The organism is Paeniglutamicibacter sp. Y32M11, assembly GCF_019285735.1.
Classification (GTDB): Bacteria; Actinomycetota; Actinomycetes; order Actinomycetales; family Micrococcaceae; genus Paeniglutamicibacter.
Window position 1 is genome coordinate 255,245 of sequence record NZ_CP079107.1, and the last position, 11,903, is coordinate 267,147.

At 62.8% G+C, this 11,903-nt stretch carries 11 protein-coding genes; 3 read left to right on the plus strand and 8 right to left on the minus strand.

The window, feature by feature from the left end; genetic code table 11:
• Positions 1 to 211: 211 nt before the first annotated feature.
• From KUF55_RS01220 to purS, 4 genes are all read right to left on the minus strand, one after another.
• Positions 212 to 643: a DUF3592 domain-containing protein gene (locus tag KUF55_RS01220; RefSeq protein ID WP_218817753.1), complete on the minus strand. Its 432-nt coding sequence runs from the start codon at positions 641 to 643 to the stop codon at positions 212 to 214.
• Between the two features lie 110 nt (positions 644 to 753).
• Complete coding sequence (gene purL / locus KUF55_RS01225; RefSeq protein WP_132364587.1) at positions 754 to 3,039, minus strand: phosphoribosylformylglycinamidine synthase subunit PurL; 2,286 nt, start codon at positions 3,037 to 3,039, stop codon at positions 754 to 756.
• Positions 3,040 to 3,077: 38 nt separating this feature from the next.
• Entirely contained in the window at positions 3,078 to 3,833 is a 756-nt protein-coding gene (purQ, locus tag KUF55_RS01230; protein ID WP_132364277.1) for a phosphoribosylformylglycinamidine synthase subunit PurQ, read from the minus strand.
• The gene (gene purS, locus KUF55_RS01235; protein WP_132364279.1) at positions 3,833 to 4,084 is read right to left on the minus strand and encodes a phosphoribosylformylglycinamidine synthase subunit PurS; all 252 of its coding nucleotides are present in this window, start codon (positions 4,082 to 4,084) and stop codon (positions 3,833 to 3,835) included. Before purS ends, purQ begins: the two co-directional genes overlap by 1 nt.
• A gap of 202 nt (positions 4,085 to 4,286) precedes the next feature.
• On the opposite strand from purS, the gene KUF55_RS01240 reads away from it, so the two are divergent.
• The gene (locus KUF55_RS01240; RefSeq protein ID WP_218817754.1) at positions 4,287 to 4,685 is read left to right on the plus strand and encodes a YchJ family protein; all 399 of its coding nucleotides are present in this window, start codon (positions 4,287 to 4,289) and stop codon (positions 4,683 to 4,685) included.
• Positions 4,686 to 4,693: 8 nt separating this feature from the next.
• Here the strand turns inward: KUF55_RS01240 and KUF55_RS01245 are convergent, their stop codons facing one another.
• A complete protein-coding gene (locus KUF55_RS01245; protein ID WP_132364284.1) occupies positions 4,694 to 6,265 on the minus strand; it encodes a sodium:proton antiporter in 1,572 nt (523 codons plus the stop codon).
• 159 nt (positions 6,266 to 6,424) lie between these two features.
• On the minus strand, positions 6,425 to 7,846 hold the full coding sequence (locus tag KUF55_RS01250; RefSeq protein WP_218817755.1) for a CitMHS family transporter: 1,422 nt from the start codon (positions 7,844 to 7,846) through the stop codon (positions 6,425 to 6,427).
• 213 nt (positions 7,847 to 8,059) lie between these two features.
• Between KUF55_RS01250 and KUF55_RS01255 the strand changes: the two genes are divergently transcribed.
• Both KUF55_RS01255 and KUF55_RS01260 read left to right on the plus strand, forming a co-directional pair.
• Positions 8,060 to 9,781 carry an ATP-binding protein gene (locus KUF55_RS01255; protein WP_218817756.1) on the plus strand — a complete coding sequence of 574 codons (1,722 nt, stop codon included), beginning with the start codon at positions 8,060 to 8,062 and terminating at the stop codon, positions 9,779 to 9,781.
• The gene (locus KUF55_RS01260; RefSeq protein WP_132364292.1) at positions 9,778 to 10,443 is read left to right on the plus strand and encodes a response regulator; all 666 of its coding nucleotides are present in this window, start codon (positions 9,778 to 9,780) and stop codon (positions 10,441 to 10,443) included. Before KUF55_RS01255 ends, KUF55_RS01260 begins: the two co-directional genes overlap by 4 nt.
• A gap of 4 nt (positions 10,444 to 10,447) precedes the next feature.
• Here the strand turns inward: KUF55_RS01260 and KUF55_RS01265 are convergent, their stop codons facing one another.
• Positions 10,448 to 10,909 (minus strand): SSI family serine proteinase inhibitor, encoded by a 462-nt coding sequence (locus KUF55_RS01265; protein ID WP_218817757.1) that lies wholly within the window; start codon positions 10,907 to 10,909, stop codon positions 10,448 to 10,450.
• A 52-nt stretch (positions 10,910 to 10,961) separates the two neighbouring features.
• Positions 10,962 to 11,867 carry a 3-methyladenine DNA glycosylase gene (locus KUF55_RS01270; RefSeq protein WP_132364298.1) on the minus strand — a complete coding sequence of 302 codons (906 nt, stop codon included), beginning with the start codon at positions 11,865 to 11,867 and terminating at the stop codon, positions 10,962 to 10,964.
• Between the last annotated feature and the right edge of the window lie 36 nt (positions 11,868 to 11,903).

Consider the following 11,903-nt stretch of genomic DNA (forward strand, 5'->3'; position numbering starts at 1 on the left):
CGTTGATGCTTAGCTGGCCCTTCGCGCACGTGTGAAGTGGCAGAACGATGAGGGAGTGTAGCTGCCAGCCCGGGACCACACCGTGCCCAGCTTGTCGCAAAAGGCCTCGTTTATTCGGCGACCGAATCTGGAACGGTAGAGATTTTAAATAACCTTGGGGCAGCGTCATCCCTCCCGATGCGGAGATCAGCTGGTGAGGATGTTCAGCGATTCATCCCAGCGGGAGGTAACTGATGAAGTAGAAGCCGATGATACACAGCCCGATAAAGAACGGAAAGATGCAGCCGACGATGAGCTTGGACGGCGCAGACACCTGGAATGACTGGCGCGGATCCACAGGGTTGTACGTCACCAACAGGGCCGAGCCCAGAACCGGCGCACCGGGGTACAACACGTCGGAGACGCCGTTATAAACGGCGCCATCGGCACCCATAAATTCGTACAGCGGCCAATGGCGAACGTTGGGGCTCGTAGCCCCTGCACCACCGAACCAGCCCTTCTTGCTGCCGGTGACTCGACCTTGCGTCGTGGGCCAACTGGCGATCAGGCGTTCCTTAGCCTTAGCTTTCCGGACGGTGTAAATCATGGCCCACACCGCAGCGAGAGTAAATAACGTCCAGATGATCAACAAAATTAGCTTCATGTGGGTCTCCCAGGGGTGGTACACGAATCTCGGCCATTCACGGGTGTGTCTTTAACGCACGTGTGGGGCGCCGGGAAAATTCCCCGACGCCCCACACTAGGCAGCCATGCTTAGCCGAAGTACTTCGGCAGTGTGGCCTCGTGAGCCTCACGCAATTCGTTCAGATCCAGATCGAACTGGCCCTGAACCTCCAGCGTGTTACTCGCTGCGTCAACAACACCCAGACGAACCACCGGGAACTGACGGGCGGTGGCCATGTCATTGAAGCGAACCTCTTCGGAGCGCGGAACAGCAACAACGGCGCGGGCCTGCGATTCGGAGAACAGCGCGGTGAACGCATCCACGCCGTCGCGCTCACACAGATCATCCAGTGCCACGCGGGCGCCAACGCCGAAGCGCAGTGCCATCTCGCCCAGGGCCGCACCGAGGCCGCCCTCGGACAGATCGTGAGCCGAATCGATCATGCCATCGCGAGAAGCGTTGATCAGGATCGCGCCCAGGGTCTTCTCCGCTGCAAGATCGACCTTCGGCGGCAGACCACCGAGGTGACCTCGGATATTCGCGAACTCCGAGCCGTCCAGCTCATCGAACGTGGTGCCCAGCAGGTACAGGGCCTGACCGTCGGCGTCCGCGCGCCACCCCGAGGGGGTGCGGCGATCAACGTCGTCGAACTTACCGAGCATTGCCACGACCGGGGTCGGGTGGATCGGGGTGGAGCCGGTCTGGTTGTACAACGAGACGTTGCCACCGGTGACCGGGACGCCGAGCTCCAGGCAGGCATCCGAGAGACCACGAATGGCCTCGGCCAGCTGCCACATGACATCCGAGTCCTCGGGGGAACCGAAGTTCAGGCAGTCCGAGACGGCCATCGGTACGGCGCCGGAGGTGGCGACGTTGCGGTACGCCTCGGCCAAAGCCAGCTGTGCGCCGTGGTACGGATCCAGGAAGGTGTAGCGGCCGTTGGCGTCGGTGGCCAGGGCCACGCCCATGCCGGTCTTCTCATCAACGCGAATCACACCGGCATCATCCGGGGAAGCCAGCGCGGTATTGCCGCCGACGTAACGGTCGTACTGGTTGGTGATCCAGGACTTGTCACACATGTTCGGGGACGCCATGAGCTCCACGAGTGCGGCCTTCAGTTCAGCCCCGGTGGAAGGCAGATTCGCGCCGGCCTCCGAGGACTTGAAGGTGTCGGCCTGCAACGCATCCTGCCATTCGGGGCGGGCGTACGGGCGGTCGTAGAGCGGGCCGTCGTGGGCCACGGTGCGCGGGTCAACATCGACGATGACTTCGCCATCCCACTTGATGATCAACCGTCCGGTGTCGGTCACCTCGCCGAGCCAGGAGTACTCCACGGCCCACTTGTCCATGGTCGCCTCGAAGGCTTCGATGTTCTCCGGGGAGACAACGGCCATCATGCGTTCCTGAGACTCGGACATCAGGATTTCGCCCGGGGTCAGGGTCGGATCGCGCAATAGCACGGAGGTCAGTTCGACCTCCATGCCACCGTCGCCGTTGGAAGCGAGTTCCGAGGTAGCACAGGAGATGCCGGCGGCACCGAGGTCCTGGATGCCCTCGACGAGGGATCCCTTGAAGAGTTCCAGGCAGCACTCGATGAGCACCTTTTCGGCAAACGGGTCACCGACCTGCACGGCGGGGCGCTTGGAGGGCTTGGTGTCATCGAAGGACTCCGAGGAAAGGATCGAGGCACCGCCGATGCCGTCGCCACCGGTGCGTGCGCCGAAGAGCACGACCTTGTTGCCCTTGCCCGACGCGTTGGCCAGACGGATGTCCTCGTGGCGCATGACGCCCACTGCCAGCGCGTTGACCAGCGGGTTGCCCTGGTAGACGGAGTCAAAGACCATTTCGCCGCCGATGTTCGGCAGGCCCAGGGAGTTACCGTAGCCGCCGATGCCGGCAACGGCACCGTGGATCACGCGTGCGGTATCCGGGTGGTCGATCGCGCCGAAGCGCAACGGGTCCATCACGGCGACCGGGCGGGCGCCCATGGAGATGATGTCACGCACGATGCCACCGATGCCGGTGGCAGCACCCTGGTACGGCTCGATCATCGTGGGGGAGTTGTGCGACTCGATCTTGAAGGTCACGGCCCAGCCGTCGCCCAGGTTGGTCACACCGGCGTTTTCGCCGATGCCCACGAGCATGTCCTTCTTCATTTCCTCGCTGACCTTGTCACCAAATTGGCGCAGGTGGTTCTTGGAGGACTTGTAGGAGCAGTGCTCGGACCACATGACCGAGTACATGGCCAGTTCCGCCGCGGTGGGGCGGCGGCCCAGGACCTTCACAACTTCCTCAAATTCGTTCTGCTTCAGGCCAAGTTCTGCCCAGGGAAGTTCGGTGTCGGGAGTGGCCGCGGCGTTGGCCACGGTGTCCATGTTGAACTTCTTCTGCTGCGTGGTCTGCTCTGCGGCGCTCACTTCTGGCCTCCAACAAGGTGGGTCAAGACGGAGGTGAAGAAACCCAGTCCGTCGGTTCCGGTGTGGTCGGGGCCGAAACCGGCCTCCACTGCGTGCTCCGGGTGCGGCATGAGGCCCACCACGTTGCCCGCGGCATTGGTGATGCCGGCGATGTTGCGGCGTGAACCGTTCGGGTTCCAGCCCACGTAGCTGAACGCCACACGGCCCTCGGCCTCGAGGGCGTCAAGGGTCTTCTCGTCGGCCACGTACTGGCCGTCCTGGTTCTTCAGCACGATGGTGATTTCCTCACCCTGTGCGTACTGGTTGGACCAGGCGGTGGTGTTGTTTTCCACGCGCAGCACCTGATCACGGCACAGGAACTTCAGGTGATCATTCTTGATCATCGAGCCCGGCAACAGGTGCGATTCGGTGAGAATCTGGAAACCGTTGCAAATGCCCAGCACGGGCAGCTTGGCATCGGAATTTGCTGCATCAACGATTTTTGACATCATCGGTGCGAAGCGCGCGATGGCGCCGGCGCGTAGGTAGTCACCGTAGGAGAATCCGCCGGGGATCACCACGGCGTCAACGTTGGACAGGTCGGCATCGCCGTGCCACAGGGACACCGCTTCGGCGCCGGCCAAGCGGATGGCGCGTGCCGCATCGCGGTCATCAAGGGTGCCCGGGAACGTGACAACACCGATGCGAGCACCGGAGAGCGCGGCGGCGGGCGTCGAGTAGTCGCCGATCAGGGGGAGTTCGGTTGCGCTCATTAGTCTGCGACAACCTCGACGTTAACAACGTCTTCGATGACCGGGTTGGAGAGCAGCTTTTCGGCCGCCTCGCGAGCCTGAGTCAAGATTTCCTCGGTGACCTCGCCGTCAACGGTCAATTCGAAGCGCTTGCCCTGACGGACCTGGCTAAAAGCTGTGAAACCAAGTCGGGGAAGTGCGCCAACGATGGCCTTGCCCTGCGGGTCAAGGATTTCGGGCTTGGGCATAACATCAACAACGATCCGGGGCATCCGGTGACTCCTGTGCGCGAGGGGTGGTTAATCGCCCGCGGACGTGCCGTCTCACGCCAAGGGTGGGGGCGTTCCGCGAGCTTGCTTGCCCAGTCTACCGGCACGGAAACGATCCACAGATTTTGTGTCGAGTTTCGCAGCGACTCGCAACGACGCTAATGCCGGGTATTTTGCCCTTCCGTACGGCGCATAAGCTGGGTTGATGGAAAAAGACACCCGCTGCCCCTGCAATTCCGGGGAAACCTATTCATCGTGCTGTGGGCGATATCACCAGGGATTTAATGACCCGGAGATCCCCCTATGGCCGGGCACCGCCGAGACGCTGATGCGTTCACGGTTCAGCGCGTTCGCTGCGAATCGACCCGATTATCTGCTGGCCACCTGGTTTACCGACACCCGCCCCGCGGGCCTCGAGCTGGATACGGACATGGTGTGGCGCTCGCTGGAGATTGTGAACACCGAAGCCGGGGGACCCTTTGATACCACCGGTGTGGTCGAGTTCATCGCGCGCTACAAGGTGGGGAAAAAATCCGGAGCGCAGCACGAGGTCAGCTCCTTTGTACGCGCGAACGGCCGCTGGTACTACCTCGACGCCGCCTGAGGGCCCGGCTAGCGATCCAGCGTGACGGTGCGCAGATCCAGGCGACGCAGCACCCGGTCCACCAGCTCGGGGTCGTTTCCGGGTTCGTTGCGCGCCTTGAGCATGTCGCCACGGGCGGCATTTAATGCCTCGCGCTGCACATCGTCCATCGTGGTGAGGATCTGCTTGATCCGCAGCATCTTCTCCGGATCGTTCTCCAGGTCGGTTGCCAAAATGGTGTGTAGCGAGGACATCCGGCGGGCCAGGGCCTCACGGCGCTTCTGCGGCAGGGCGGAGGCGGACTTTGACCGCTTCATGGCCTCCAGCGCAACCTTCTCCGCCCGGATGGCGAGTTTGCGCTCGGCCTTTTCCTCGGCGGCATGATCGTTGGGCAACTTCAGGGCCCGCATCAGGGCCGGCAGTGTCAGGCCGGGGACCACCAGCGTGGTGACAAGCACCGCGCAGGCGCAGGCCACCACAAAGTTGCGGCCCTCCAGGGGCTGTCCGTTGGTCATGGTGGTGGGCAGTGCCAATGCCAGTGCCAGCGTTGCCAACCCGCGCATCCCGCACCAGGTGAGCACCAGGACTTCCTTCAGCGACCCCGGAGTCTTATTTTTCCGCTCGGTGCCGCCGATCTTGTACATCGCCATCATCCAGAAGAACCTGACCAGGACAACGGCCACGCAGATGGCCACGATTCCGGGGATAAAGGTGAAGAGGTTCGCGCCCTCATCCTGAATGACGTAGCGCATTTCGATGCCGACCAGGCCGAAGGCGACACCGGTGGTCAGTAGCTCCACCACGTCCCAGAATGCGGTGCGGGTGAGGCGTTCCTCGGAGTCCTGCGGGCGGGCGCGGCGGCCCAATTCTAGGGCGGTGACCACCACCGCGATCACGCCGGAGAAGTGCAGCTCTTCGGCCAGCAGGTAAACGGCATAGGGTGCCACCAGCGTGGTGGCCGAACGGGCCACCAGGTTCGGGACAAAACGGTTCAGGGCCCCGACCAGCCAGGCCATCGCCAGACCCAGGACGATGGCTCCGGCGGCTCCGATGAGGAATCGCGGGACGACCTCAAAGCCGACCTCTCCGCCGCTGACCGCCGCGGCGACCGCCGCCTGGAAGATCACGATGGCCATGGCGTCGTTAAAGAGGCCCTCGGTCTGCAACACGTTGATGAGCTTGCGCCGCATCTTCACCTTGCTGGCCACCGCCTCCACCGCGACCGGGTCCGGTGGGGCAACGATTGCGCCCAGTGCGATGGCGGCCGGCAAGCCCAGTGCCGGGATCAGCGCCCAGGAGATTCCCGCCACCACGGCGGCGGTGGCCGCCACCAGCAATACCGCCAGCAGGACCAGGGAGCGCCAACGTAAACGGAAAATTGACCAGGAGCTGCGTTGTGCCGCGGCAAAAAGCAGCGGCGGCAAGAAGAGTGGAAGGATCAGCTCGGGATTGATGTGGATCTCGGGAATGAACGGCAAAAATGCCGCAGCCGCGGAGAAAACCAGCATCAAAATGGGGTACGGCAACCGGATGCGTTCTCCCAGCCCGACCACCAGCACGGTCCCAAAGAGCAGGCCGACCAGTAGTAGCAGGAAATCCATGGTTGTGTCCCCATTTGTAGTTTGTGTAGATCCATTTTCCCACACCCGTGTTTCGCTCATGTTTTGCGACACCTCAACATCAAACAAAAAGCGGGGCCGTACGCTTTTGGCGTACGGCCCCGCTTTTTGGGTGGTGCTCGGGTGTGTCCGGCTCGGGGGTTAGCCGATGCCGATGGCGCCGATGAGTACGCCCGTGGCCAGCATGACCAGCGAGACGATCAATGCGCGCCAGAGGACCTTTTTGTGGTGATCGCCCAGATCCACGCGGGACATCGAGACCAGCAACAGGATGGCGGGAACCAGCGGTGACTGCATGTGCACCGGCTGGCCGGTGATCGAGGCGCGGGCCATATCCACGGCGGGGATGCCGTAGTGGGCGCCGGCCTCGGTGAGTACCGGCAGGATGCCGAAGTAGAACGCGTCGTTGCTCATGAAGAACGTGGCCGGGATCGAGATGATGCCGGTGAGGATGGCCAGGTACGGGCCCATCGAGGTCGGGATGACATCGACCAACCAGGCGCTCATCGCATCAACCATGCCGGTGCCCGAGAGCACGCCGGTGAGTACCGCCGCGGCCAGCACCATGGAGACCACGGCGATGACCTCGGAGGAGTGCGAGGCAATCATCTTGGCCTGATCGGAAATGCGGGGGAAGTTCACCAGCAGGGCGACGGCGGTGCCGATCATGAACAGGTAGGACAGCGGCAGCAAATCCAGAACCAGCAGCACCATGATGGCCACGGTCATGGCCAGGTTGAAGATGAACAGCTTCGGACGCAGGGTCTCGCGGTTCGGATCCAGCGCGGTGCCATTCATGGTGACGGGTTCGGTGCCATCGCCGCGGACGGCAACCTTTTCCAGCAGTGCAACGCCGCGGCCACCGCTGGGGGTCTTGGTGTTGGTCGAGCCCTTTGAGCCCGAGGGTGCGGTCATGATCGAGCCCGGACCCCAGCGCAGCGGATCTTCGCGCTGCAGGCGCTTGCGTTCGGAGACGCCCATGGCCCAGGCGAAGGCGAAGACGACAACAAGTCCCATGGCCAGAGCCGGGATCATCGGGACGAAGACGGCGGAAGCATCCACGTGCAGCGCGGCTGCGGCGCGTGCGGTTGGGCCACCCCACGGAACGATGTTCAGGGTGCCGTTGGTCAGACCGGCAACACAGGTCAGCACCACCGGGCTCATGCCCAAACGCTGGTAGATCGGCAGCAGTGCGGCAGTCACAACGATGAAGGTGGTGGAACCGTCGCCGTCCAGGGAGATCAATCCGGTCAGCAGCGCGGTGCCGAGCACCACCTTGGCCGGGTCGTTGCCGACCAAGCGCAAGATGCCATCAACCAGCTTGTCGAAGAGGCCCACGTCGATCATGATGCCGAAGTACATGATGGCGAACATGAGCAGGGCGGCGGTGGAAGACATCGACTTCACGGCCTCCATCACCATGTCGCCGATCCCTAGGCCGGCGCCGGCGAACAGGCCGAAGACCGTCGGCACGATGATCAGTGCCAACAACGGTGTCATACGTTTTGTCATGATGAGGGCCATGAAGGTGGCCACCATCAGGAACCCGAGTGCTACAAGCATGGGGGTCTCCTTCTAGGTGATGCGTTCTGCGTGAATGATGTGGGGCGATGTTTGCAGGAGGGCTACCTCGGCCACCTGTTGATCCGCGGATACTCACGTTACGTGGCGCGCATCACGGCGGTGTGGTTGTGCCCACAAAGAGGGGTTCTTCCCCTAAATCCTTTTTTGCTCATAAAGCCCAGCGTGTCCGGTGGGGGTCTTACACTTGGTTTCATGCCCCATGATCACAAACCCGCGCGCGGATTCGCCTCCCGCATTATGAGCCTGCAATTCGCGGTGGTGGGTCTGATGATCCTGATCGCTGCGGGCGGCGCCATGTGGGCAACCGTCCAACGTGTTGACGAACAAGCCCAGGAACGTGCCCTAGCCATCGCCCGCACCCTGGCGGCGGACCCCCAACTGCAAGCGGAGGTCCAAAAATTGGCCGCGGGCAACGAACTTGACCCCATTGCGCTACGCACCGGCCCGGTGCAATTGGCAGCCGAGGCGGTACGGAATCGTACCGGTGCGTTCTTCGTGGTCGTGACCGAGGATCGCGGCATTCGGCTCTCCCACCCGAACCCCACCTTGCTGGGCCAACGGGTCTCCACGGACCCGGTGGCACTCTCCGGTGCCGAAGATGTCTCGCGCGAACACGGAACGTTGGGTGAATCGGTGCGCGCCAAGGTCCCGGTGTTCGCGCCGGGCTCCACCGGCACGGTTGTTGGCGAGGTCAGTGTCGGGGTCGGTGGGCAGGAACTTGCCGCCCTGCTGCGGGTGGCGGCCCTGTGGGTGCTGGGCTTCGGACTTGGCGCCCTGGGGCTTTCGGCGCTGGCCACCCGTTGGTTGGTGCGCCGACTCAAAGCGCAGACACTCGGGCTGGAACCGGCGGAAATGGCTCAGCTGTTGCGTGACCGCGATGCCGTGCTGTACGGAGTACTTGATGGGGTCATCGGGATCGGTCCCGACGGACGCGTCAGCGTGCGCAATCGTGCCGCGCGCATCATGCTGGGGCTGCCGCATCGAAACGCGGCCGGCGACATCATCGGACTGCCCTTTACCGATGCGCAACTGCCCACGGCGCTGGTGTCAGCACTCACCGAAGCCCGGCCGCGAACCCTGCGGCTGGAAACGGAGCAAGCGGCGCTGGTGGCCACCATCCACCCGGTGCGCCGTGACGGAATTAATCTCGGACAGGTGGTGCTGTTGCGCGACGTCACGACCATCGAAACCCTTGGCTCACGACTCGATGCGGTGGAGACCATGGCATCGGCCCTGCGCGCTCAACGCCACGAGTTCGCCAACCGGCTGCACACCATTTCCGGACTGCTGCACCACGGGGACGTGGACGAGGCGCTGGACTACCTCGGTGAGGTCATCGAGTCTGGTCCGGTGCGTGAGCCGGTGCAGAACTTGGCCGCGATCGAGGATACCTATCTGCGGGCCTTCTTGGGTGCCAAGGGTGTCCAGGCCTACGAGCGGGGCGTGGTGTTGCGCGTGGGTGATGCCAGTGCGCTGTACGGGAGCCTGCTGGATGCTCAAGACGCCACGGCGGTGCTTGGCAACCTCATTGACAATGCGTTGCGTGCGGCGGTGGAGGGTCCGGCCCCGCGCTGGGTGGAAGTTGACCTGCTCTCCGAGGGCTCCACATTGCACCTAGCCGTCGCCGATTCCGGGGCGGGTGTGGCCCCGGGACTCGATGTTTTTGCCGAGGGAGTCAGTACCGCTTCGGTGCCAGATGCTCCCGAACACGGTCACGGCGTGGGGCTACCGCTGGTCCGCCGACTGGCACGCACCCGCGGCGGAGAAGTCTGGATCGCCGACCCGGGCGGAACTTCCACACAAGAGGCGACCGCCCACCCCGCGGGCACTTCGTCGGGCGCGGTATTTGCCGCACGCCTGCCCGGGGTACTTTCCGCCGATGCATCAACTACTTTAAGGAGTTATGAACGATGAATCCGAGCACTGACTACAAGGTCCTGGTGGTTGACGACGACTTCCGGGTAGCAGCTCTGCACGCCGGATACGTGGATGATGTCCCAGGATTCAGTGCCTTGGCACCCGTTCACGATGCCCGCATGGTGCCCCGCGCCGTGGCGGAGGGCAAACCGGATCTCCTGCTGTTGGATGTTTACCTACCGCAGGGTTCCGGGCTCGACTTGCTCGCCAGCCTCGACGTGGATGCGTTTGTGCTCTCTGCTGCCACCGAGGTCGACGCCGTGCGCACGGCCATCAGGCGCGGTGCTCTCGGGTATCTGGTCAAACCGTTTGACCCGAAGATGCTCGCCGCCCGATTGCGCGGTTATGCCCGCTACCGGAGACAGCTGGAGAGCGCGGCAGGCCTTGACCAGCAGGGGATTGATCGGGCGCAGCGTGCCCTGTTGGCGGGGGATGACGCGGGAGTTGTTGCCGTAACTCCCACCGAGCAAGCGGTGCTCGCCGCGGTGGCTGCGGCAGGGGAGCCGGCCACGGTGATGCAGGTGGTCACCGCCGTGGGGATTTCGCGCGCCACGGCCCAGCGCTACCTGGCAAATCTTGTCCAAGCCGGATCGCTGCGCCTGGAATTGGCGTACGGAAGTCGCGGTCGACCCGAACACCGATACCTCGTTCAGGGTTAAGCGCCTATTGTGACGGCCCGTTCGGCCGTTCAACCAACAGGGGCAGGGCCGCGGTCCAGTCGGCAATTCCGCAGCCATTACTCAGATTGAAGGTTCGTGCCACGGTGCGTCCCTTGATGGTTCCGGTAACGTCAGCCGTGGCCGGGCCACCGTATTGCATGGTGCAGACCCGGTTATTGTCATCGGTAGGCAGCGTGAGCATTTGAGGTTCGGCGGCCAAGAAGAGGCAGGCTTCCTCGGCCCGCGGATGATCACTGGCCTCTAGCGACGAGGAACCCGAGCAGGACAAGTGGTACTGCGCGCTTTGAGTCTTACCGTCGGCCTTGATGGAAATCGACAGTTCAGTTCCGGTGCTCTGGCTGCTTGGTGTTGTTCCGGTCGGCCCGGCATCGTTGGCGCATCCTGCCAGCAATACTCCGGCACCCAGCAGCAGTACCGGAACGATTAACTGTTGGTGCTGCCGCATGTTCTTCACCCATCCCAAAAGATCACCCACGGCCTGCTGTCGGCGGCCTTTTCTAAGTCTGTGCCACTGGGACGCTTTGGGCAACGTTCAGCAATTGTTGGCGCAGCAGCTCCGCGCGTTCGGCGAATTTCTTTTGCAGGCGTACGTACTCGGCCTTGCCCGCAGGCGTCTCGATGCGAATGGGTTCCTGTCCCCAATCGGTGAGGTCGTAGGGTGATGCCTGCATGTCCATGGTGCGGATGTCCCACGCCAATTCAAAACAGTCCATGACCAGTTCGCTCGGAACCGCGGGAGTGAGCTTGTAGGCCCACTTGTAGAGGTCCATGTTGGCGTGCAGACATCCCGGCTGCTCAAGATCCCGTTGGGTTTCACGGGTTGGGGTCAGCTCGTTAAGCGGTATTGCCTCTGGGGTGTAGAAACGGAACGCATCAAAATGCGTGCAGCGAATTTTGCTCTCTTCCACCACGGCGTCGGTCCCTGCCGCACCAAGTCGAAGGGGGAGATATTCGTGGCGAATCCCGTTGTCATCCGATTTATAGGCCATGGCCCATTCGTGGAGGCCAAAGCAGGCAAAGTTGGCGGCTCTGGTGGCGGTGCCAGCCAGGATGATATTGGCAAAGGTGACTGCATCGGTGCGGGCTTGAGCAAATGACTCGAGATCCACCGTAAAGCCGCGCTCGCCGGTCAGCGGGTGAATCACCTCACGGTAGAACTTCCAAGTTTCGCGCTCTTGGGCGGTTTGTCCACCCAGAACCACGCCGGGTCCCGGGTGCCAGCGATAAAGCTGTCCGGGCTTCTGCGTGTAATAAGTGAAGAGGAAGTCGTCGATGGGATGCTTTTGCCGCTTCATTCGGCGTTCGGTGAAGGGTTCACCAAAGCGTTTTGCTCTCACCTGATGGGCAGCGGCCGAGGTGAGCCATTGCTCTTCGGGCAGCCAAGTGAGCGATGAAGTGAACATTAATCCATTATCGCTGGGTGCGCGAGAAAGGCTCAA

Excerpts from the sequence above, each read along its gene's own strand:
- KUF55_RS01220 (WP_218817753.1), bottom strand. The coding sequence starts at position 643 with ATGAAGCTAATTTTGTTGATCATCTGGACGTTATTTACTCTCGCTGCG.
- purL (WP_132364587.1), bottom strand. The coding sequence starts at position 3,039 with ATGGACACCGTGGCCAACGCCGCGGCCACTCCCGACACCGAACTTCCC.
- purQ (WP_132364277.1), bottom strand. The coding sequence starts at position 3,833 with ATGAGCGCAACCGAACTCCCCCTGATCGGCGACTACTCGACGCCCGCC.
- purS (WP_132364279.1), bottom strand. The coding sequence starts at position 4,084 with ATGCCCCGGATCGTTGTTGATGTTATGCCCAAGCCCGAAATCCTTGAC.
- KUF55_RS01240 (WP_218817754.1), top strand. The coding sequence starts at position 4,287 with ATGGAAAAAGACACCCGCTGCCCCTGCAATTCCGGGGAAACCTATTCA.
- KUF55_RS01245 (WP_132364284.1), bottom strand. The coding sequence starts at position 6,265 with ATGGATTTCCTGCTACTACTGGTCGGCCTGCTCTTTGGGACCGTGCTG.
- KUF55_RS01250 (WP_218817755.1), bottom strand. The coding sequence starts at position 7,846 with ATGCTTGTAGCACTCGGGTTCCTGATGGTGGCCACCTTCATGGCCCTC.
- KUF55_RS01255 (WP_218817756.1), top strand. The coding sequence starts at position 8,060 with ATGCCCCATGATCACAAACCCGCGCGCGGATTCGCCTCCCGCATTATG.
- KUF55_RS01260 (WP_132364292.1), top strand. The coding sequence starts at position 9,778 with ATGAATCCGAGCACTGACTACAAGGTCCTGGTGGTTGACGACGACTTC.
- KUF55_RS01265 (WP_218817757.1), bottom strand. The coding sequence starts at position 10,909 with ATGCGGCAGCACCAACAGTTAATCGTTCCGGTACTGCTGCTGGGTGCC.
- KUF55_RS01270 (WP_132364298.1), bottom strand. The coding sequence starts at position 11,867 with ATGTTCACTTCATCGCTCACTTGGCTGCCCGAAGAGCAATGGCTCACC.